General features: G+C 68.5%; 20 protein-coding genes. 8 read left to right on the forward strand and 12 right to left on the reverse strand.

What is annotated here, in order from left to right; translation table 11 throughout:
* Positions 1-15: 15 nt before the first annotated feature.
* The 4 genes from EII26_RS08485 to EII26_RS08500 are packed head-to-tail and all read right to left on the reverse strand — an operon-like array spanning position 16 to position 3,834.
* Positions 16-993 carry an ABC transporter ATP-binding protein gene (locus EII26_RS08485; RefSeq protein ID WP_124888725.1) on the reverse strand — a complete coding sequence of 326 codons (978 nt, stop codon included), beginning with the start codon at positions 991-993 and terminating at the stop codon, positions 16-18.
* Positions 990-1,958: an ABC transporter ATP-binding protein gene (locus EII26_RS08490; RefSeq protein WP_124888726.1), complete on the reverse strand. Its 969-nt coding sequence runs from the start codon at positions 1,956-1,958 to the stop codon at positions 990-992. The genes EII26_RS08485 and EII26_RS08490 overlap by 4 nt, the downstream gene beginning before the upstream one ends.
* A 10-nt stretch (positions 1,959-1,968) precedes the next feature.
* The gene (locus EII26_RS08495) at positions 1,969-2,868 is read right to left on the reverse strand and encodes an ABC transporter permease (protein WP_124888727.1); all 900 of its coding nucleotides are present in this window, start codon (positions 2,866-2,868) and stop codon (positions 1,969-1,971) included.
* Between the two features lie 12 nt (positions 2,869-2,880).
* The gene (locus EII26_RS08500) at positions 2,881-3,834 is read right to left on the reverse strand and encodes an ABC transporter permease subunit (protein WP_199735152.1); all 954 of its coding nucleotides are present in this window, start codon (positions 3,832-3,834) and stop codon (positions 2,881-2,883) included.
* A gap of 226 nt (positions 3,835-4,060) precedes the next feature.
* Here EII26_RS08500 and lysW point away from each other — a divergent pair, with 226 nt between their 5' ends.
* The 6 genes from lysW (at position 4,061) to EII26_RS08530 (ending at position 9,301) form a co-directional block, all read left to right on the forward strand.
* Positions 4,061-4,234: a lysine biosynthesis protein LysW gene (lysW, locus tag EII26_RS08505; protein WP_124888729.1), complete on the forward strand. Its 174-nt coding sequence runs from the start codon at positions 4,061-4,063 to the stop codon at positions 4,232-4,234.
* A 3-nt stretch (positions 4,235-4,237) separates the two neighbouring features.
* Positions 4,238-5,080 (forward strand): lysine biosynthesis protein LysX, encoded by an 843-nt coding sequence (gene lysX / locus EII26_RS08510; RefSeq protein WP_124888730.1) that lies wholly within the window; start codon positions 4,238-4,240, stop codon positions 5,078-5,080.
* Positions 5,081-5,096: 16 nt separating this feature from the next.
* Entirely contained in the window at positions 5,097-6,146 is a 1,050-nt protein-coding gene (gene argC, locus EII26_RS08515; protein WP_124888731.1) for an N-acetyl-gamma-glutamyl-phosphate reductase, read from the forward strand.
* A 169-nt stretch (positions 6,147-6,315) separates the two neighbouring features.
* Positions 6,316-7,167, forward strand: coding sequence for an amino acid kinase family protein (locus tag EII26_RS08520; protein ID WP_124888732.1), 852 nt, complete (start codon positions 6,316-6,318; stop codon positions 7,165-7,167).
* Positions 7,137-8,261, forward strand: a complete 1,125-nt coding sequence (locus EII26_RS08525) for an aspartate aminotransferase family protein (RefSeq protein WP_124888733.1) — start codon at positions 7,137-7,139, stop codon at positions 8,259-8,261. Before EII26_RS08520 ends, EII26_RS08525 begins: the two co-directional genes overlap by 31 nt.
* Positions 8,258-9,301: a M20/M25/M40 family metallo-hydrolase gene (locus tag EII26_RS08530; protein WP_124888734.1), complete on the forward strand. Its 1,044-nt coding sequence runs from the start codon at positions 8,258-8,260 to the stop codon at positions 9,299-9,301. Before EII26_RS08525 ends, EII26_RS08530 begins: the two co-directional genes overlap by 4 nt.
* A gap of 235 nt (positions 9,302-9,536) precedes the next feature.
* Here the strand turns inward: EII26_RS08530 and EII26_RS08535 are convergent, their stop codons facing one another.
* The 3 genes from EII26_RS08535 to nhaC form a co-directional block, all read right to left on the reverse strand.
* Entirely contained in the window at positions 9,537-10,367 is an 831-nt protein-coding gene (locus EII26_RS08535; protein WP_124888735.1) for a MerR family transcriptional regulator, read from the reverse strand.
* Between the two features lie 76 nt (positions 10,368-10,443).
* Positions 10,444-11,631, reverse strand: coding sequence for a beta-aspartyl-peptidase (gene iadA / locus EII26_RS08540; RefSeq protein ID WP_124888736.1), 1,188 nt, complete (start codon positions 11,629-11,631; stop codon positions 10,444-10,446).
* Position 11,632: 1 nt separating this feature from the next.
* Positions 11,633-13,051 (reverse strand): Na+/H+ antiporter NhaC, encoded by a 1,419-nt coding sequence (gene nhaC / locus EII26_RS08545; RefSeq protein WP_124888737.1) that lies wholly within the window; start codon positions 13,049-13,051, stop codon positions 11,633-11,635.
* A 210-nt stretch (positions 13,052-13,261) separates the two neighbouring features.
* On the opposite strand from nhaC, the gene EII26_RS08550 reads away from it, so the two are divergent.
* Positions 13,262-14,464 (forward strand): hypothetical protein, encoded by a 1,203-nt coding sequence (locus EII26_RS08550; protein ID WP_124888738.1) that lies wholly within the window; start codon positions 13,262-13,264, stop codon positions 14,462-14,464.
* Positions 14,465-14,540: 76 nt separating this feature from the next.
* Here EII26_RS08550 and ybaK read toward each other — a convergent pair whose 3' ends face one another.
* The 4 genes from ybaK to EII26_RS08570 are packed head-to-tail and all read right to left on the reverse strand — an operon-like array spanning position 14,541 to position 18,299.
* On the reverse strand, positions 14,541-15,050 hold the full coding sequence (gene ybaK, locus EII26_RS08555; protein ID WP_124888739.1) for a Cys-tRNA(Pro) deacylase: 510 nt from the start codon (positions 15,048-15,050) through the stop codon (positions 14,541-14,543).
* A gap of 13 nt (positions 15,051-15,063) precedes the next feature.
* Positions 15,064-15,783 (reverse strand): Crp/Fnr family transcriptional regulator, encoded by a 720-nt coding sequence (locus EII26_RS08560; RefSeq protein ID WP_199735145.1) that lies wholly within the window; start codon positions 15,781-15,783, stop codon positions 15,064-15,066.
* Complete coding sequence (locus tag EII26_RS08565; RefSeq protein ID WP_124888740.1) at positions 15,774-16,982, reverse strand: hypothetical protein; 1,209 nt, start codon at positions 16,980-16,982, stop codon at positions 15,774-15,776. The genes EII26_RS08560 and EII26_RS08565 overlap by 10 nt, the downstream gene beginning before the upstream one ends.
* 39 nt (positions 16,983-17,021) lie before the next feature.
* Positions 17,022-18,299 (reverse strand): 3-deoxy-D-manno-octulosonic acid transferase, encoded by a 1,278-nt coding sequence (locus EII26_RS08570; protein ID WP_158612221.1) that lies wholly within the window; start codon positions 18,297-18,299, stop codon positions 17,022-17,024.
* A 145-nt stretch (positions 18,300-18,444) separates the two neighbouring features.
* Here EII26_RS08570 and tal point away from each other — a divergent pair, with 145 nt between their 5' ends.
* Positions 18,445-19,881, forward strand: coding sequence for a transaldolase (gene tal / locus EII26_RS08575; RefSeq protein ID WP_158612222.1), 1,437 nt, complete (start codon positions 18,445-18,447; stop codon positions 19,879-19,881).
* Positions 19,882-19,913: 32 nt separating this feature from the next.
* Here tal and EII26_RS08580 read toward each other — a convergent pair whose 3' ends face one another.
* Positions 19,914-20,264 (reverse strand): PG0541 family transporter-associated protein, encoded by a 351-nt coding sequence (locus EII26_RS08580; protein ID WP_233572680.1) that lies wholly within the window; start codon positions 20,262-20,264, stop codon positions 19,914-19,916.
* Between the last annotated feature and the right edge of the window lie 12 nt (positions 20,265-20,276).

The following is a 20,276-nucleotide window of genomic DNA, read 5'->3' on the forward strand; positions in this document are numbered from 1 at the left end:
GGACGCGGGGCCGGTTTATGTTCGGGGTTGCGGGGCGCGGCCGTACAGGGTACAGGCGCAGAAGTGGCCGGGGGCGACCTCCGCCAGCGGAACGTCCCGCGCGGTGCACTCGGGAGCCGCCCGGGGACAGCGCTTGGCGAAACGGCAGCCGGCGTCGGGATCGACGGGCGAGGTGATCTCGCCCGTCAGGGGGATGCGCTCCGGGACGAAATCCGGGTCCGGAACGGGAATCGCGGAGAGCAGCGCCTTGGTGTAGGGGTGCATCGGGTGCGCGAAGAGCTCGTCCGCCGGGGCCTTCTCCACCATCTGGCCCAGGTACATCACCGCGATGTCGTCCGACAAATGCTTGACCACGGAGAGGTCGTGCGTGATGAACATGTAGGTGAGCCCCAGGTCCCGCTGGAGGTCCTGCATCAGGTTCAGGATCTGGGCCTGGATGGAGACGTCGAGCGCGGAGACGGGCTCGTCGCAGACGATGAACTTCGGCTCGAGGGCCAGCGCCCGGGCGATGCCGATCCGTTGGCGCCGCCCCCCGTCCAGCTCGTGCGGGTAGGCATTGATCAGGCGCTCGGAGAGGCCGACCCGGTCCATCATGTCCAGGACGCGCCGGCTCAGGGCGGTCCGGTCCCGCCCGGAGCAGACGCCCTGGATCAGCAGGGGCTCCGTGATCGTCTCGAACACGGTCATCCGCGGGTTCAGGGAGGCGAAGGGGTCCTGGAAGATGATCTGCATCTCCCGCCGGAGCTTCTTGAGACGCTCCGGGCCGTAGGTCAGAATGTTCTGGCCCTCGAACCACACCTCGCCGGAGGTCGGCTCGTGGAGCCGCAGGATGGCACGTCCCAGCGTGGACTTGCCGCACCCGGACTCGCCCACGACCCCGAGCGTCTCGCGCGCACGGATGGAGAAGCTCACGTCGTCCACGGCGTGGAGCGTCCCGGCCCGCGTGCTGAAGTATTTTTTGAGGTGTACGACCCTGAGCAGTTCGGCGTTCATGCCCGGCCTCCTCCCACGAGCACGCAGCGCACGGCGTGCGCGCCGCCGACGTCCGTCAGCGGGACCGGCAGAGCGCAGGCATCGCAGCGGTGCGGACAGCGCTCCGAGAAGGAGCAGCCCGGAGGCAGGTTCGTCGGGTCCGGCATCAGTCCCTTGATGGGGCGCAGCCGGTCCGCCTTGGAGTCGAGGCTCGGGATGGACTGGAACAGCCCCACCGTGTACGGGTGCCTCGGGTCCTTGAAGACGTCCCGCAGGGTGCCGTACTCCATCAGGGTCCCCGCGTAGAGGATGGCCACGGTATCGCAGTTCTGCGCCACCACGCCCAGGTCGTGCGTGATGAGCATGACGGACGTGTCGAGCCGGTTCTTGAGCTCGCGGATCATGTCGAGCACCTGGGCCTGGATGGTGACGTCCAGGGCCGTCGTCGGCTCGTCGGCGATCAGGAGGCGGGGCGCGCAGGCCAGCGCGATGGCGATCCCGACCCGCTGCTTCATGCCGCCGGAGAACTGGTGAGGGTACTCGGACGCGCGCTGCGGCGGGATCCCCACCATCTCCAGCATCCCCGCGGCCTCGGCGCGCGCCGCGCGCCGGTCGAGCTTCTTGTGGGCCTGGATGACCTCCATGATCTGGTCGCCCACCGTCATCACGGGGTTGAGGCTTGTCATGGGGTCCTGAAAGATCATGGAGATCTTTCGGCCGCGTATGCCGCGCATCTCGACCTCGGAGAGCTCCAGCAGGTCCCGGCCCTCGAACAGCACCCGGCCGGAGACGATCCGGCCCGGGGGCGTGGGGACGAGGCGCAGGATGCCCTTGGCCAGCGTCGTCTTGCCCGCGCCCCCCTCGCCGACGACGCCCAGGGTCTGCCCCTTCAGGAGGGGCAGCGTCACGGAGTTCAGGGCGGCCACGACCCCGTCGTCGGTCTCGTAGCGTATGACCAGGTCCTTGACCTCGAGCAGCTTGTCCATGTCCGTTCCCTCAGCTCTTCAATTTGGGGTCCAGGGCGTCCCTGAGCCCGTCCCCGACGAGGTTGAGCGCCAGAATCGTCAGCATGATCCCGAGCCCGGGGATCATCGTGATGTGCCACGCGTCGCGGATGTAGGTTCTTGCGTTGGAGAGCATCGAGCCCCACTCCGGGGTCGGGGGCTGGATGCCCAGCCCGAGGAAGCTCAGGCCGGCGATGGAGAGTATGGCGCCCGCGACGCCCAGCGTGGCCTGCACGATGAGCGGGGCCAGGGAGTTGGGGACGATGTACTTGGTGATGATCCGGGGATCGCTCGCGCCCACCGAGCGGGCGGCCTCGATGAACTCCTGCTCCTTGACGGTGAGGACCGAGGCGCGGACCGTCCGGGCGAAGGTGGGGACGTAGGCGATGCTGATCGCGATGAGCACGTTGACGAGCCCCGGTCCCAGAGCGGCGACGATCGCGGTGGCCAGGAGCATCGAGGGGATCGCCAGCAGGATGTCCATGGCGCGCATCAGGACGTTGTCGGCCCTCTTGTAGTAGCCCGCGACCGCCCCGATGGCCCCACCGGCGAGCGTGGAGAACGCGATGCCCGCCATGCCCATGAACAGGGAGTAGCGGATGCCCCAGAGCATCCTCAAAAACATGTCCCGGCCGAACTCGTCGAGCCCGAAGATGTGCGCGGCGCTCGGCCCCTTCAGCTTGAGCCGCAGGTTCTGCTTGATGACGCTGCTCCTGTAGAAGGCCTGACCGTCCGCGAGGTCCCACACGATGGTGACGACGGCCGCCCCCGCCAGAATCAGCAAGAACGCGAGGGACAGGAGGGCCAGCCTGTTCTTCTTGAATCGGCGCCACGCCTCCTGCCAGAGGGTGCGCTGCTTCCGGGCGGCGGGTTCGAGATGTTTTCCGTTCATGATGGTTTCGGCTCACCGTCCTTGGAACTGAGACTTGATGCGCGGGTCGACGAACGCGTAGATGATGTCGACCGCCAGATTGACCAGGGAGAACATGACCGCGAGAAAGATCACCGAGCCCAGAACCAGCGGCATGTCCTTGGACTTGATGGACTCCACCATCAGGCGTCCGAGCCCCGGCCAGGAGAAGATGGTCTCCGTCAGCATCGCCCCGCCCAGAAGGTGGCCGAACTGGAGGCCGACCGCGGTTACGATGGGGATCAGCGCGTTGCGCATCATGTGGCGGGTGGTGACGAGGCGCTCCGGAATGCCCTTGGAGCGCGCGGTGCTGATGTAGTCCTGCCGGATGACCTCCAGCATGGACGAACGGGTCATGCGGACGATCGTGGCGGCGCAGCCCGTGCCGAGCGTCAGTGCGGGAAGGATCAGGCTCTTGAGCAGGGGCCAGAGGCCCTCGCCCATGCCCTGGGAGGGGAGCCAGCCCAGCCCGAGCGAGAAGATCAGGACCACGACGAGCCCGAACCAGAAGTTGGGCATCGCGACGCCGATCAGGGAGAGCACGGTGGTGGTGTAGTCCAGCAGGGTGTACTGGTGCTTCGCCGAGACGATCCCGGTCGGAATGCCGATGAGCAGAGCGACGAGGATACCCGCCAGGGCCAGGATGCAGGTGGCGGGGAAGCGGTCCAGCACCGTGTCCATGACGTCGATCTTGTTGCGGTAGGAGGTGCCCAGGTCGCCCCGGAGGGCTCCGGCCATGTAACGGAGGTAGCGGACGACGATGGGGTCGTTCAGCCCCAGCTCCTGGCGGGTCTGGGCCAGCAGTTCCGGCGTGGCGCCGTCCCCCAGGACGATGGCGGCGGGGTCCCCCGGCGTCAGGGCCAGGATGAAGAACACGATGAAGGTGACCCCCAGCAGCACGGGGATCATCATCAGGAGCCGTCTCAGGATGTAGCGGGACAAGGGCATCAACTCCGTGGGGTTGCTTATGGTCTCCCGGAAGAGGAGGTGTCGGCGGCACGCGTAAAACGTCCCCGATGGAATGCCGTCGTCAAGGGGACATCTCCACCATTCTAGCACGTTGTCGCGGTGTTGTCCTTCCGGTGCGCAATCGGCGGCGGATGCCGCTTGACAAAAGTTGCGAGTGAGGATACCATTCCTCACTAAATAAACTTTATTTTGTGAGGTGGGTATTATGTCAACAAAAGTTCAGTGCGTGGTTTGCGAAGGGGACGTCACCTTGGCCGCCGAGGTCTTGGAGGGGGAGCTGCTGATCTGCCCCGACTGCGGAACCGAGCTGGAGGTCGTCTCGCTGAATCCCCCGACGCTCGCCGAGGCCCCCGAGGTTCAGGAGGACTGGGGAGAATAGCCCATGGCGCGGCTCTTCATCTTCTACACGCGTCTTCGCGTCGAGGAAAAGCTCCTGTTCAAGGCCGCGGAGGAGCGCAAGATCCCCTTCTCGGCGATCGACGTCGGCGACGCGCTCTGGCCGGAACTCCCCGCCGAGGCCGGCGACGTGGCGCTCTGCCGCTGCGTCGGACAAACGCAGAACTCGGCGCTGGCCGTCCTGCTGGAATCGCGGGGGGTGGCCACGGTCAACCCCTCGGGGGTGATGGCCGTCTGTGCCGACAAGATCGTTACCGCCGCCCGGCTCTCGGAGGCCGGGATTCCCCAGCCCGAATACGCGGTGGCCTTCTCCCTGGAGGGGGCGATCGAGGGGGGGAGGCGCCTGGGCTACCCTCTGGTTCTCAAGCCGGCGACGGGAAGCTGGGGCAGGCTCCTGGCGAAGATCAACGACCGGGATGCGCTCGAGGCGGTGGTCGAGCACAAGCTCCACATGGGCGCGGCGCACTCGGTCCTCTTCATGCAGCAGTACGTCGAGAAGCGGGGGTTCGACCTGCGCGCTACGGTGGTCGGAGGCAGGGCGATCACCCTGATCAAACGGTGCAGCGAACACTGGATCACCAACACGGCGCGCGGTGCGGTGCCCGAGGCCTGCCTCCTGAACCCCGAGATCGAGGGGCTCCTTGACCGGGTTCAGAGTGCCGTCGGGGGAGAGGTCCTTGCGGTGGACCTCTTTGAAACTCCGGGGGGATACCTGGTCAACGAGGTGAACGGCCAACCCGAATTCCGCAGCTCGGACGGCGGGCTGACGGGGGTCGACGTCGCGGGACGGCTGGTGGAACACGCGTGGTCCCTGGCGGCACGGGGATGAAGGGAGGGGGAGGAGGATGACGACGAGGTTTCGGGCGGCGGTCTGGGGGGCGAACGGCATGGCGGGGGGCGAGGTCCTGCGCATTCTGGCCGCGCACCCCTCCGTCGGGGTGTCCTGCGCCGTCTCGAGGAGCCGGAGCGGGCAGCCGGTATGGCATGCGCATCCGCACCTCCGGAGCGCGTTTCCGGAGCTCGTGTTCAGCGCCCCGGAGGAGGCTTTGGAGCGCGAGGCGGACGTCGCCTTTCTGGCCCTTCCCCACGGGACGGCGCAACCGCTCATCAAGGTCTATCTGGACAGAGGGGGCAAGGTGGCCGATCTGTCCGCGGACGTGCGCCTCCGGAGCGCGTCGGACTATCGGAGATGGTACGGGGCGCCCCCGCTCCATCCGGAGCTCCTGGAGCGGGCGGTCTACGGTCTTCCGGAGCTGCATCGGGAGGCGCTCAGGGGCGCCTCTCTGGCGAGCGGGGTGGGCTGCAACGCGTCCTGCTCCATCCTCGGCCTCTATCCCCTCGCCCGGGCGGGGCTCGTCGGGGAGGCCCGAATCGAGGTCCGGGTCGGATCGTCCGAGGCCGGGGCGGCGCCGACCGTCGGCAGCCATCACCCCTACCGCAGCCGGACGCTCCGCGTCTACGAGGCGTTCCGGCACCGTCACCTCGCGGAGATCCTACAGGAATTGGACCTCTCCGAGGATCGGGTCACCCTGACGATGACGGCGGTGGAGATGATCCGCGGCGTCCAGATGATCGCGCAGGTGTCGCTCTCCCGCTCCGTGCGGGAGGCGGAGCTCTGGAAGCTCTATCGCGCCGCCTATGCGGACGAGCCGTTCGTCTCGCTCTGCCCGGCACGCCCCTCGCACCTGCGCCTTCCCGACCCGAAGCTGCTGACCGGGAGCAATCGGGTTCTCACGGGGTTCTCCCTCCACGAGGACGGCAGGCGGCTGATCGTCGTATGCGCGCTGGACAACCTGATGAAGGGCGCGGCGGGCAGCGCCGTGCAGTCCGCGAACCTGATGCTGGGCCTTCCGGAGGGGGAGGGGTTGGGGATGCTGCCGGTCTATCCGGCATAATTCCAATTTCAAATCATTCGTATGCTTCGTTGTTTTTGCTCCCCTTGCTTGACGTACTGTTATGTACGCCTGCGCTGCGGTTCGCAAAAGCCGCCTCGCCTACAAATGATTTCGAAATGGAATAAAGGCGGGATGAGGGAATGATTTTTGGCCGAAAGGAGATTCTGCGATGAACGGAGCCCATTCTTTCCAAGGCGTGGTCAAAATAGGCGGAGCACGGGGCAACGCCGTGTGCCCCCTTCTGGAGGAGCTGGCCGACCGAACCCGGCGCGGGGAACGCTGGGCGCTCGTCCACGGCGCGAGCTCCATGATGGAGGACCTCTCCCGGGCCGTGGGCATGGAGCCGGTCTACGTCGTCAGCCCCGGAGGGTTCCGAAGCCGTTTCGTCGGGGAGAGGGAGCTCGCCCTCTTCGAGGCCGCCTGCTGCCGTTTTTCCGTCGATCTGGTGGCGGCGCTCGGCAGGCTCGGAGTCCGTGCCGTCCCGCTCTATCCCGGCTCGGCGAAGGGCGCCAGCGCCAAGCGCAAGAATTCGCTTCGCGTCGTCGAGGACGGCAGGGTGCGGATGATGCACGGAAACTACAGCGGTGCCATCGCCGCCTTCGATCCCTCCGACATCCGCTCCGTCTGGGACTCGGGCGGGCTTCCTCTGCTTCCGCCGCTGGCGTCGGACGAGGCCGTCCCGGGCTCCCGCCTCAACGTGGACGGCGACCGCATGGCCGCGGCCGCGGCCGCGGCGGTCGGGGCCGACGTGCTGGCGATCCTCAGCAACGTCCCCGGGCTCCTGCGCACGCCGTCCGACCCGTCCTCGCGGGTGGAGAAGGGCACCCTTTCCGAATGGGAAAGTCTCGAGCCCCTGGCCAAGGGAAACATGAAGCGCAAGCTGCTGGCCGCCCGGGAAGCCCTGGAGGGGGGCGCGGAGACCGTGGTCATCGCGGACAGCCGAAACGCTCGGCCGATCGGGGCCGGTCTCGACGGAGGAGGCACCCTGCTGTGTCGGGGCTCTATGGCAGCCGCGGTCTGACGATCGTCTCCGGATCGGGCGCCTTCGTCCGGGACGGCGCGGGGAAGGAGTATCTCGACTTCTACTGCGGCAGCGGCGCGGCGCTCTTCGGCCATGCCCATCCCCGGCTCAGGGAAGCCCTGGCGAACGCCTCCGGTCGGCCCTGGACCATCGGACCGGGCATGGGGGCGGAGGTTCGGGACCGGCTCAAGGCGCGCCTGAACCGCCTGCTCCCCGGGCGGTCGCTCTTCTATTGCAACAGCGGCACGGAGTCGATCGAGGCGGCGCTGAAGCTCGCGGTTGCCCTCCGCCCCGAGAGGAGGAAGATCCTTGCCCTGCGGCGCGCCTTCCACGGCCGGACTCTCGGGGCGCTCGCCCTCACCTTCAATCCGCAGTACCGCAGGAGCTGGACGCACCTCCTGGCGCCGGTCCTGCACGTGAGGCCCGAGGAGCTGCCGGGGGCCGTCGACGGGGACACGGCCGCGGTCTTCGTCGAGCCGATCCAGGGGGAGGGCGGCGTCCATCCCCTGTCCGCCTCGCTCGGCGCGGCGATCGGCGCGGCCTGTGCCCGGACGGGGGCATTGCTCGTCTGCGACGAGGTGCAGTGCGGATGGGGGCGCTGCGGGGCGTTTTCGGCGAGTTCGCTCGCCGGGCTGGAGCCGGACATCCTGTGCTTCGCCAAGGGCGTCGCCGGGGGTCTGCCCGTCGGACTCACCCTGTGGAAGAAGGAGCTGGGGGATTTCGCGCCCGGCGGACACGGCTCCACTTACGGCGGGAATCCGCTGGTCCTGGCCGTCGCCGAGGCCGCGCTGGGCCTTCTGGAGGAGGGGACCCCGATCGCCGGGGCCCGGTCGGGAGGGGAGTATTTCAGGAAGCTCCTCAAGGGGATCGATTCCCCCCTGATCGCGGAGGTCCGGGGCATGGGACTGCTGAACGGCGTGGAGCTGACCGTGAAGGCCGCGCCCGTCATCCGCCGGATGCAGCGGAACGGGGTCCTGGCCCTGCCGGCGGGCCCGTCGGTGGTGCGCTTTCTCCCTCCCTTTCCCGCCGTGCGGGAGGACTTCGACAGGGCGGCCGCCGTACTCGCGGACGCCCTGAAGGCGGAGGCGGCGTGAAAGGCTCCGTGGAGCTCCTCACAAAGCTCGTCTCCATCCCCAGCCCGAGCGGGGACGAGGGGGAGGCGTGCCGCCATCTCGCGGACGCGCTCCCCTCCGTCGGATGGGAGCGCGTCGAGATCGACGGCGTGGGGAACGTCGTCGCCTCCCGGGGTTCCGGGGAAAGGGAGATCGTCCTGCTGGGGCACATCGACACCGTGCCGGGCGGTCCGCCCTGCGCCCTGAAGGGGGATTGCCTTTGGGGACGCGGGAGCGTGGACGCGAAGGGGCCGTTGTGCGCCTTTGCGGTCGCCGGCGGAAACGTGCCGGTCTCCGCCGGCTGGAGGGTCACCCTCGTCGCCGCCGTGGGCGAGGAGACCGACTCGCGCGGCGCGCGCCACCGGATCCCCCAGCACGCGCCCGCGGCCTGCATCGTCGGCGAGCCCTCGGGCACGGATGGAGTCACCATAGGCTATCGCGGCTGCATCCGGCTCGTCCTCTCGGCGGAGGACGGAGGCGCGCACCGAAGCGGAAGCGAGGGGCCGATCACGGCGACCGTCCGCGCGGCCTCGGACCTCCTGGCGCTTGTCGACGCCGCGGATTCTCCCGGACTTCCGATCATTCGGCGGCCGTCCGGGGCGGTGGTATCGATGTTCGGCGAGGAACGGGGGCGCCGGACGGGGAGGATCGAGCTGGACCTGCGCCTGCCGGAGGGATGCGATCCGCAGGACTGGCTGAACGCCGCCGCCTCGGCGACGGAACGGAGGGGCGTCTCGATCGGGATCCTCGCCGCCATCCCCCCGCACGTCGAGGACAAGGACAACGCCGTAGCGCGGGCGCTGCGCCTGGGCATCCGCAGAAACGGCCTGGCCCCAAGGATTCTTGCCAAGGGGGGGACCGCCGACTTCAACCTGGCCGCCGCCTGGAAATGCCCCATGGCCGCCTACGGCCCCGGGGACGGCAGGCTGGACCACACCGACGGGGAGCACCTCCCGCTCCCCGAGTACGAGGCCTCGATCGCGGTGCTTTCGAGCGCCCTTCCCCTCCTCATGAAAATGTAATGTCATACCCAATCGCGTTCGACGCGGAGGCAATTACCTGCCTCCCCCTGATGAAGCAACCGATAAAGCTCCCAAGCGACCGGCACGGCGTCTGCGGGCTTTCAGCCCGCAGATAAGCGGAGAGCCGGCGAGGAACGAGCTGTGCGAGTCGCTTATAAGCGAGAAAGCAAATCTCTGATTTGCGTTTTCGAGCTTAGGGGCTTCATCAGGGGCTTTACCAGATCTGGCCGCCTGCTTATCGTGCCTTGCGCACCGGCCACTGGACCTCGGTGCGCAGCTCCTCCGGCGGGACCTCGTGAGGGCTGTTCAGGTAGACGTTCCGCGCGCCGTCGGACCCCGACACGGGCTCGTAGCCGTTCTCCTTCATCCAATGCCGCAGCGCGGTGTAGGCGCCCTCCAGCTGGTCGTAGGGTCCCTTGTGCAGGGTGCAGGCCATCGGGCCGCCGGGAACCGTCCGGACCTTCAGCCGGTCCGTGTCCGGGACAGGGTTCGTGAAGGACAGGCAGAATTCGACGTCGATGTTGTTGGGGTCGAACTCCTCCCCGTAATAGATGTCGAAGCACTCCCCGCCGTAGGCGCTGCCGTTCCGTTCCAGGTGGTTCCACAGCTCCGTGAAGATCCGGTGGCTCTCCTCCGATATGTTCTCCATCGTGATGAAGCAGCGGTGCGTCAGCGCCCGGACGGGCGCCACCTCTCGGACGGTGACCTCGTAGGACAAGAAAAACGCCTCCTTTTCCAAAGTGAGTTTTTCCAGGAGCTCCAGGTCCCTGTGTCCCTTCCTCAGGCGTTCCTGGAGCACCCGGCGGTGCCGGTCGAGAAAGGAGGCGATCGCCCCGGGCTCCCTGGCGGTCAGGAATGCCCGGATCTCCTCCAGCGGCACGTCCAGCTCCCTCAGTCGGCGGATGCGTAGCGCCTCCACGAACTGCCCCGCCGAGTAGTGGCGGTAGCCCGTCGCGTCGTCGATCCACACGGGCCTCAGCAGGCCCTTCTCGTCGTAGAACCGCAGCGCCTTCACCGAGAGCATCGTCGCCCTGGAGAACTCTCCGATCGTCAGCAGGTTGCTCATGGCGTCTCTCCTTTCTCGATGGCCTCACTATAAACCCTCCCGCAGGGGGAGGGTCAAGCGGAAGGAGGCGGGGAACTCACTCCTGCGTCTCGAACGTCCCTCTGGCCAGCACCCCCCCGTCCCGCATCATCACGCGCCCCCTGGCCACGACGTGGCGCAGGGCGTCGTTCCCGTCCAGGACCAGGATGTCGGCGTCGCAGCCCTCCTTCAGGCGCCCCTTGCGGGGCAGGCAGAGCTGGTCGGCCACGTGGCTCGTCGCCATGCCGACGGCCTTTTCCGGCCCCACCTCGGGGTCCTCCATCAGCTCGAGCACGCAGGCGAGGACGGAGTCGATGGGGCCGATCCCCATGCCGACGAGCTTGCCGCCCGCGTCGAAGCGGGGCATGCTGCCGTTGCCGTCGGAGCTGAGGGTGATGCGCTCCGCCGCCACGCCGCCGGCCAGCAGGCGCTTCACGGCCCGCCTCGTCGGGAGCCCGAACACGGGCCTTTCCCCGGGGGCCGCGGTGATGTCGAGGTTGCCGCCCCGCAGCCCGTACTCCACGGCCCTCTCCAGCAGCGCCTCGCTGCGCGAGACGTGGGTGGGGGCGAACTGCGCCAGCGGTACGTCCGTCCCCTCGATGGCGGCGAGCAGGGGGTCGAAGGCCGACGGCTCCGAGCCCATGTGGACGCAGACCGTCCCGGCCTTGCCGGCCAGCATCCCGCCGACGCGGGCGTCGGAGACGGCCCGGCGCAGTTCCTCCACCGTGGGGTGCGAGCTTCGGTGGTCCGACAGGGCGATCTTGAGCCCGATCACCTTGTCGATCAGGCAGAGGTCGTCCATCACGCCGCCCGTCAGCGTGGGGGAGGGGACGGCGTAGCTGCCCGTCAGGATCCAGGTGCTCAGCCCCTCCTCCTCCAGTCCGCGCGCCTTCATCAGGAGGTCGCGCAGGCCCCGGCAGGTGCCGTCGGTCCCCGTGAGCCCCACCGCCGAGGTGACCCCGGCCCGGACGAACGAGGAGAGCTGAAGCGGCGGCGTCCGAAATCGGGGCCCGCCCTCGCCGCCCGCGCCGTTGAAATGCACGTGGCGGTCGATCACGCCGGGCAGCACCTTGGCCCCCTGCGCGTCGAGCACCGTGACCTCCGGGCCGAGTCGCTCCATGTGCTGCCTCAGCTCCCCGGCGGCGCCGGCGGGGTGCACGGCGGCGATCCTCTCCCCCACGACCACAAGCGTCCCCAGCCCGAGGGGGGCTGGGGAGAGGATATTCGCGTTTTCGATCAGCAGCATGCTAGGCCTGTTTCTTCAGTTCCGACGGCCAGATGCCGATGCCGGTGAAGCCGTAGAACCACGCGGTCAGAAAGCCGGCGTAGCAGAGCACGGCCCAGGGGGCGTACTCGACGACGGAGACGCCCAGGACGGTGGACATGTAGATGCCCGCGGCCGACCAGGGGATCAGGGGCACCACCACGGTCCCGGAGTCCTCCAGTGTACGGGAGAGGACGCGCCGGGAGATGTTCATCTCGTCGCAGAGGTCCTTGTACATGGTGCCGGGGACGATCTCGCTGAGGTAGGAGTTCCCGGTGCCCAGCCCGGTCAGGATGCCCGTCAGGGAGGCGGACATGACGAAGCGCCCGCGGCTGTTGCCGATGAAACGCGCGCGCAGCGACTCGCACAGGGTACGGAAGGTGCCGGTGTACTCCAGCTGCCCCGCGAAGAGATAGGCGAAGAAGACCACGACGACGGAGCCGGACATGAAGGCCAGCCCTCCGCGGCTCAGCAGCTTGTCGAGGGCCTCGAGCCCCGTCGCGATCTTGGGGCCGGAGGCCATGAACTTGACCGTCGTCGTGAGATCGTAGCCCTGGAGCAGCGCCAGGGGGATGGAGACGACGATCGCCACCCACAGGACGGGCAGGGTCGGATAGCGCTTGTAGGCCAGGGCCAGGACCACGAACGGAGGGATCAGGGACAGCGGGGTCAGGCGGAAGGTCTTGCCGATGGCGCCGACGATGGCGTCGACCTGCGACATGTCGAGTTCGCCCACGCCCTGCGAGCCGATGTAGGCGTAGATCCCCAGGCCGATCAGGAAGGCGGGGACGGTGGTCCAGAGCATGGAGCGGATGTGGTCCACCACCTCCACCTCGGCGACGGCCGCGGCCAGGACCGTCGTGTCGGAGACGGGGCTCAGCTTGTCCCCGAAGTAGGCGCCGGCGACGATGGCGCCCGCCGTCGCGGGCAGGGAGACGCCGAGCCCCTGCGCGATGCCGATGAAGGCGACGCCGAAGGTCGCGGCGGTGCCCCAGGAGGTCCCCGTGAAGCAGGAGGAGAGGCAGCAGATGAGGAACGCCGCGGGCAGGAAGACCTTAGGGCTCAGCAGCTTGAGGCCGGTGTAGATGAGGTAGGGGATGGTCCCCGAGGCCATCCAGACGGCGATCAGCGGCCCCACGGTCAGCAGGATCATGATGGCGCCCGTGGCCCGGGCCACCATGGGCACGACCCCTCCGTCGAAGAGCTCGTTCCAGGAGTAGCCGTAGCGGAAGCAGAACATCGCCGTCGTGAACATCCCGCAGAACATCAGCAGGAGCGCGACGTCGAAGCCGAAGGCGAGGCGTCCCGCGACGATGATGAGCAGGATGGTGCCGAAGATGCCCAGTGCTCCGCTGAGCCCGATTTCCTTTGTCTTTGCGCTTGGGGTTGAAACGTTGGACACGACAAAGCCTCCTTGATGAAATAGGGTGAAATGTGAAACCGTCCTCGTCCCGATCGGGTGGAGAGAAAATGCGGTGCCGGGGGATCCCTCCTTTTCCTTGAAATGAGATGCGAAAATACGGCGATATCACGGTGCGGACGACGACGCAACTATGATATCATTTCGCCGAAAAATTTCTGACGGCCCGTCGTCCTTGGGGAGGCGTTCGGTATGAGGGTGCATGAGGGAAACGTGCGGGGATACGGCGCGGAGCGCGGGGCTTCGGGCCGAATGGGGAGGCGTGTCCTGGCGGCGGGATTCGCTCTGTTTCTGCTGGCCGCACCGGCCTTCTCCACCTCGGAGGACTCCCTGCCGGGCTATCTGGTCGAGAAGTGGGGGCGCCTGACCGGGACGCTCTCGGAGGCCCTCGCCCTGCGGGACAGGCAGGAGACGCTGCCGGCCTCCTCGTGGTTCGGCGCGGACAAGTCCAGCAACGCGAAGAAGATCGACGAGCTGCTGGACCAGGCGCTCGAGATTCTGGTCCAGGGACGGGCCGGGGACCTGCGGCGCCAGGCCCTGGAGCTTCGGACGGACATCCCCGGGCTGCGCCTGGAGGCGGACGGGCTCAGAAATGAGCGCATCTCGGCCCCGGAGACCTCCCGTCTGCCCTGGGTGAGGACCCGGGCGAAGATCGACGAGCGCCTCTCGGAGCTGGAGGAGGAGATCTCGCACAGGGAGAGGGCGCTCTCGGAGGTCAACGCGCAGCTTGCGGAGGCGCTGCGCGCCCTGGGGCTCCAGCTAGACCAGGGACAGATCGACGTCCTGCTGAGCTCGGTGACGGGGGACGATCTTTTGCAGAACGCCGTGGTGTTCGCCAACGTCCGGGCGATGGTCGAGAAGCTGGCGGAGCTCTCCCGGGAGGATCGGGACAATCTGGAGATCAACCGCCGGTACAGCGGGCTGTACCTGGTGCTGAACGACCTGCTGATCCACACGCAGGAGGAGCTGGTGCGCAAGATCGACGAGGACTACAAGCCGCGGCTGGGCGAGATCGCCAAGGAGGCGGAGGCGCTTCGCCGGGACGCGCTGGCCAAGGCCGGTCAGAAGGGCTACACGGAGGCCCAGAGGCGGTCCTTCTCCCTCAATGCGGAGTCCAACGCCATGACCCTGCGGGTCGCCGACCTCTACATGCAGCTTCTGGACTCGCAGCGCAAGGGGGTTCTGGACAACCTGACCGACCTGCGGCGCAACCGGGACCTGGCGGAGAACACCTACCGGACGGTGCGGAGCTCGGGCGACCTGCGGAACCTCATCCGCTCGGGGCTGGAGCTTTTCGACTCCATCCACGCGCTCTCGATGCCGGAGATCCGTCCCTTCGAGAACGAGACGATCCGCCGGGAGTTCGAGGAGATCAACAAGCGGCTGAAGCGCTGAATTTCGGATGACGCGAGGGAGCGGATTGCAGGGGGCGGCGCCTGGCCGCCCCCTTTTGCGCGCCTCCGGCCGTGCTTCACGGATGGGCCGGTCCCGGGGCGATCCCTTCCCGGCCCGCTTCCTCGGTCAGGTCGGCCAGGGAGAAGGGCAGCGCCTTGCGCAGCTCGCCGAGGGCGATCCTCATCTGCAGCCCGATCCGGCCCGCGCTGACGACGATCGTGCCGAGCCGCTCCGCGGACGCGTCGATCACGGTGCGGAAAGTTTTTTTCATCCCCACGGGCGAGCATCCGCCGTGCACGTAGCCCGTCAGGGGCAGGAGCTCCTTCGAGCGCACCATCTCCACGGACTTCTCCCCCACGGCCCTCGCGGCCTTCCGCAGGTCCAGTTCGCCCGTCGCCGGGACGACGAAGACGTAGTGGTCCCGCGTCCTGCCGACCGTGACCAGCGTCTTGAAGATCCTCTCGGGCCCGATCCCCAGCAGGCGCGCCGCCTCGAGGGCGCTCACGGCCTCGGACGCGGGGTAGGAGAGGGCCTCGTATTCGGCCCTTTTGGCGTCCAGGATGCGCATCGCGTTGGTCTTGTCCATGAATCTCTCCCCCTCAATGCAGGGTGAAGCGGTTTTTTCGGTAAGTCAGAAGCCCCTCGTCCCGCATCCGGCCCAGCTCCCGCGAGAGCGCGCTGCGGTCCACGCAGAGGTAGTCCGCCAGGGCCTGGCGGTCGAAGGGAACGTCGAATGCGTTTCGCCCCGCCCGCCGCGCCTGGTCGGAGAGATAGGCCGAGAGCTTCTCCCGGATGGTCCGCCTGGCGAGCGCCTCGATCCGCTGCGTGAGCATGACGTTCTTGTCGGCCAGGATGCGCAGCATGTTCCGGACGAGCTTCCGGAGCGCCGACCGGTCGGGGAGCGCCAGGGCCCCGCGGAAGTCCAGGAACAGGATCCGGCAGGGCTCCTCCGCGACCACGCTCACGGTCAGGCTCTTCTGGGTCGAGCAGGAAAAGGCCTCGCCGAAGAGCTCTCCGGGCTCGAGCCGGGCGAGGATCGTCCGGTTGCCCCAGGCGTCCTCCTTGATGACCGCGACGCCGCCCGAGAGGACGAGCCCGACCCGGAGCACGTCCTCCCCGGCGGTGAAGATGAAGGCCCCCTTGGAGAAATCCCTTTTCCCCGCGCCGAGGCAGTCCAGCAGGGCCGGGAAATCGGCCCCTTCGACCCCCTCGAACAGGGGGTGCCCCGTCAGCAGGGAACGGAGCCCTTCCGTTGCGTCCTCGCCCCGGGCGCCGCCGGACCCGACCGGCCCGAGGGGCGGGCGAAGGGTCAGCGCCACGTCCGCGCCCGGTCCAGCATCCGGTCCCGGTCGAGCGGCCGGACGGCCTCCACGATCCACTCGCGCATCGCCGCGCCCTCCGGCGTGTCCTGGGAGGCGGAGAGGAACTCCAGCTCCACGTCCAGCTCCCGGGCCACGTCGTGGGCCAGGACGGGCCAGACCCTGCCGATGTCGCCGATGATCGGGACGCTGCCCTCGTGGCGGGCGAAGGCGGACATCTCCATGCGGAAGGGGATCCGCGCCACCTTCGTCTTGGGGAGCCCCTTGTCGATGGCCTCCTGGACCGTGGCGTTCAGGTCGACGGCGCGCCTCAGATTCTCGTCCAGGTCGATGCGGATCAGCGTCCTGTCCCTGAGGCTGTAGGTGAACTGCCGCGACCAGGAGGCCCAGATGCCGTGCCCCGTGTAGCACTCGAAGGGGCCGTCGTGGATCTCCTGGGTCAGGGCGACGGCGGACTCGACGATGACCTCGCAGTCGGCGATCATGCGGGCCAGCCTCATGGAGCGCGCCGAGACGGGGATGCTGTCGCCGACGGCCATTCCGATGGCCCCTCCGCCGACCAGCTGCGGGATCGTCACCAGGACCGGCACGCCGCGCGCGTCGGCCGCGCCCAGCATGGTGTGGGGGTCGCAGCCCCAGCCGGCGACGGCCTCGAAGGGGAGCCCGTAGAGCTGGGCCAGGGTCAGGATCTCGCCCGCCAGGCGCTCGCCCCTCAGGCCCATCGGATAGGCCATGTTCCCGGCCGCCTTGACGATCTCGCTGTGGACCGGAAGCCCCCGGCCCCGCTCCAGAAGCGCGTCGTCCAGGGGCATCTCCCGCTTCAGGGCTTCCCACTCCGCGTCCTCCATCCGCGTGAACTCGAACAGGTCGCCCCGCGGCATGGTTTCCATGTCCATGCCCAGAGCCGCGGCGTCCACCCGCCACACCCGGTCGAGCGCCCCTCCCATCTCGTGCGAGACGACGGCGGAGCTCGTGGAGACCGCGTCCACCAGCCCGACGCGGATCAGCTCCGCGATCAGGGTCGTGACGCCCTCGTGGATGTTGGGGCCGCTCCCCGTGACGACCATGACCCTGCCGCCGCGGCGCTTGGCCCGGACGATACGCTCGACCGCCGAGGCCAGGGCATCGCGCGAACGTTCGTCCAGCGACGCACGAAAGGATTCGACCAGGGGCCGGCCGAACAGCGTGCTTGATTTCATGAGGTTCCCTCCAGCAATGTCCCCGCGGGTGCGGGGGAATCAGTTCAGGTAGCTTCTGATGACCTCCCACGTCCTCCCCGCCGCCCCGCCGAGGGTGTCGAAGTAGTCCCGGCAGGCCCCGCGGACGCGCTCCCTCTCGGAGGGGGCCAGGGCCCGCTCCCAGGCGTCGGCGAGCTCGCGGCAGTTGCCGACGCGCTTGGCGGCCCCCATCCGGTCCATGCGGGCCGTGTCCGGGAAGTCGGCCATGTCGGGGCCGTGCGCGGCCGGGATGCCCAGCAGCGCGGGCTCCAGCGGGTTCTGTCCGCCCTTCTGCACGAGGCTGCCGCCGACGAACGCCGCGTCGGCCGCGGAGTAGAGGTCGAAGAGCGGCCCGATCCGGTCGGCGACCGCGACGTCCCAGTCCTCGGGCAGGCGCGAGAGCAGGTCCGCCTGGAGTTCGGGGTAGGGGAGCGCTGCGGCGACCACGAACAGGGCGCGCTCGGGGTGGCGCGGCACGATCACCAGACGGGCACCCGGATGCCGGCTCCGCAGCTCGCGGAAGGCCGCTATCACGATCTCGTCCTCTCCCCGATGGGTGCTGCCGGCCACGAACAGGGGGGCGTCCCCCCGGCGCAGGTGACCCCATCGTGACGGATCGGCCTCCTCCTTTCGGGCCTTCAGGGCGTCCACCTTGCAGTCGCCCGTCACGACGATCCGCTCCGCGGGCACGCCCAGCGCCAGGAAATGCTCCCGGTCCTCGTCGAAGCGCACCAGAAGGCGCTCGAAGCAGGAGAGCACGCCGCGCCAGAAGGGGGCCTGTTTCCGGAGCTTCCCGAAGCTCTTCTCGGAGAGCCTGCCGTTCGCCAGAAAGGCGGGGATTCCCCGCGCCTTCAGCTCCGAGAGCATCTGGGGCCAGCGCTCCGTCTCCATCGCGACGTAGGCCCTGGGGCGGGCGGCGTCGAGCGCCGAGCGGACGTACTTGGGGGTGTCCCAGGGGCTGTAGATCATCCGCGCGGCTTCGCCGATCAGCCGTTCGGCCATCTCGCGGCCCGTCTGAGTGACGGTCGAGAGCAGGCAGGGCAGGGTTGCGCCCCTCCCGTCCCCCTTCATCTCGCGGATCAGGGCGCTGGCGGACTGCACCTCCCCGACCGAGACGGCGTGGACCCAGACGCCCCCCTCGGGAACGCCCTCGAGCCGTCCCATCCGCTCGTCCAGGCCGACGGCGTACTTCTTTCGGAGCCACCGCAGCCCGCCGCCCCCGAAAAAGGCGCTGATGCCCAGACGATAGGCGGCCATCCCGGCCCGCCAGGTCCATGTCTCCCGCTTCGTATCCTGCAAGGCGCACACCTCCATGCAAAAACGGACATTTCTTAGAGAACGATGAGAACGATCGATACGGGGTCGCGGCATCGGGTCGGCCGCGCCCGGAAAATCCAGTATAATGGGGACGCAAGCACCCGCTCCCATTATACTGGAGGTTCCGATGGAGCTTTGCGAAAAGGTCTACGCGCTCGTCGCCCGGATTCCCCGGGGACGTGTGGCCTCCTACGGACAGGTGGCCGCTTGGTGCGGATCGCCCCGTGCCGCCCGGGCGGTGGGGCGGGCTCTGGCCCGTGTTCCTCGGGGGCTGGGGTTGCCGTGCCATCGCGTCGTCCGGTCGGACGGATCGGTGACGGAGGCCTTCGGGCCCGGCGGGCAGAGGCGTCTCCTCGAGCGGGAGGGGATCGTCTTCACGCCCGACGGGCGGGTGGACATGGGGCGCTTCCACTGGGAGGGCGAGGGGCTTGCCCCGCCGCCCGGGCGGGGGACGAAAAAACAACGGGAGGCGATGACGGTCATGAGGACCGTGCTGCACGATGTGGCGGAGCTGGGGCAGAGCATTTGGCTGGATACGATAAGCCGGGACCTGATCCTTTCCGGGGGCCTGCAGGAGTGGATCGGCCAGGGGGTGGCCGGGGTGACGACGAACCCCTCGATCTTCGAGCAGGCCATTGCGAACACGGGGGACTACGACCGTGAGATCGCGGCGATGGCCCGCGAGGGGCGGGATGCGTCCGCGATCTACGAGGCCCTGACGCTGCAGGAGGTCGGAGCGGCGGCCGACATACTGAGGCCGGTCCATGACCGGACCGGGGGACTGGACGGCTACGTGAGCCTGGAGGTCAATCCGCTGCTGGCGGCGGACCGCGACAGCACCGTCTCCGAGGCGCGTCGCCTTTTCGCCGCCCTGGGGCGTCCGAACGTCATGATCAAGATCCCGGCCACGCCCGAGGGGGTCGGCGCGGTCGAGGACTGCATCGCGGCCGGGGTCAACGTCAACGCGACGCTCATCTTCTCGGCGGAGCAGTACGCGTCGGTCGCGGAGGCGTACGTTCGGGGCCTGGAGGCCCGGGCGTTGCAGGGGCTCCCCCCGACGGTGGCCTCCGTCGCCTCGGTCTTCGTCAGCCGCGTGGATACGGCGGTGGACAAGGTGCTGGTGGAGAAGGGCGAGTCGGCGCTTCAGGGAAGGATCGCCGTCGATGGGATCCGGGCGGCCTACCGACGTTTCCGGACCATCTTTTCCGGCCCGCGGTGGGACGCCCTGGCCGCAAAGGGCGCCGGGGTCCAGCGTCCGCTCTGGGCCAGCACGGGGACGAAGAACCCCGCCTACTCGGACGTCCTGTACCTGGAGGCGCTGATCGGGCCGGATACGGTGAACACGGTGCCGCCCAAGACCCTGACCGCGTTTTTGGACCACGGCCGCGCCGCCCTTACGCTGGACGGCGATCCGCAGGAGGAGCGAAACCGTCTGGCTCGGCTCGGGGAACTGGGGATCGACCTCGATGCGATCTGCGCCACGCTGCTGAAGGATGGGCTCTCGGCGTTCGAGGCCGCGTTCCGGTCGCTGCTGGCGGCCATCGGGGAGAAGGCCGGAGCCTGAGGGCCGCTCCGGCGGGGCGGCCCTCCGCGGGCTCACAGCAGTCTTGCGGCCCGGTTGGCGTAGAGCCTGATCCCGCTCTGGGCGATGAAGGGGTCCTGGAGGAGCCGGCTCAGGGCCGACATCGCGTCGTCCAGGCGGGCGTCGTCACAGACGAACTGCACCATCCAGTTCTTTCCGGGAAAGACGGCGTCGTCCCAGCGCGTTCCCTCCCCCTCGTTGTCCCTGGCCAGCACGTCGCGCCAAACGCTGTAGAACGGGACGTCACAATCGTCCAGGGCCTCCATCACCTCGTCTCGGATCGTCTCCCCAAAGACGACCCAGACCATGTTGAAACCGTCGGCGCCTCCCGCAGCGGGGGGCGCCGCGTCGTATCGTTCCGTCATCCTTCCGCCCTC

It is taken from the genome of Fretibacterium sp. OH1220_COT-178, assembly GCF_003860125.1.
Classification (GTDB): domain Bacteria; phylum Synergistota; class Synergistia; order Synergistales; family Aminobacteriaceae; genus CAJPSE01.

Coding starts and splice junctions, on each gene's coding strand:
- EII26_RS08520 (WP_124888732.1), top strand. CDS start 6,316: ATGAACGGAGCCCATTCTTTCCAAGGCGTGGTCAAAATAGGCGGAGCA.
- EII26_RS08550 (WP_124888738.1), top strand. CDS start 13,262: ATGAGGGTGCATGAGGGAAACGTGCGGGGATACGGCGCGGAGCGCGGG.
- EII26_RS08495 (WP_124888727.1), bottom strand. CDS start 2,868: ATGAACGGAAAACATCTCGAACCCGCCGCCCGGAAGCAGCGCACCCTC.
- EII26_RS08485 (WP_124888725.1), bottom strand. CDS start 993: ATGAACGCCGAACTGCTCAGGGTCGTACACCTCAAAAAATACTTCAGC.
- iadA (WP_124888736.1), bottom strand. CDS start 11,631: ATGCTGCTGATCGAAAACGCGAATATCCTCTCCCCAGCCCCCCTCGGG.
- EII26_RS08490 (WP_124888726.1), bottom strand. CDS start 1,958: ATGGACAAGCTGCTCGAGGTCAAGGACCTGGTCATACGCTACGAGACC.
- EII26_RS08565 (WP_124888740.1), bottom strand. CDS start 16,982: ATGAAATCAAGCACGCTGTTCGGCCGGCCCCTGGTCGAATCCTTTCGT.
- lysX (WP_124888730.1), top strand. CDS start 4,238: ATGGCGCGGCTCTTCATCTTCTACACGCGTCTTCGCGTCGAGGAAAAG.
- EII26_RS08580 (WP_233572680.1), bottom strand. CDS start 20,264: ATGACGGAACGATACGACGCGGCGCCCCCCGCTGCGGGAGGCGCCGAC.
- lysW (WP_124888729.1), top strand. CDS start 4,061: ATGTCAACAAAAGTTCAGTGCGTGGTTTGCGAAGGGGACGTCACCTTG.
- EII26_RS08535 (WP_124888735.1), bottom strand. CDS start 10,367: ATGAGCAACCTGCTGACGATCGGAGAGTTCTCCAGGGCGACGATGCTC.
- tal (WP_158612222.1), top strand. CDS start 18,445: ATGGAGCTTTGCGAAAAGGTCTACGCGCTCGTCGCCCGGATTCCCCGG.
- argC (WP_124888731.1), top strand. CDS start 5,097: ATGACGACGAGGTTTCGGGCGGCGGTCTGGGGGGCGAACGGCATGGCG.
- EII26_RS08500 (WP_199735152.1), bottom strand. CDS start 3,834: ATGCCCTTGTCCCGCTACATCCTGAGACGGCTCCTGATGATGATCCCC.
- ybaK (WP_124888739.1), bottom strand. CDS start 15,050: ATGGACAAGACCAACGCGATGCGCATCCTGGACGCCAAAAGGGCCGAA.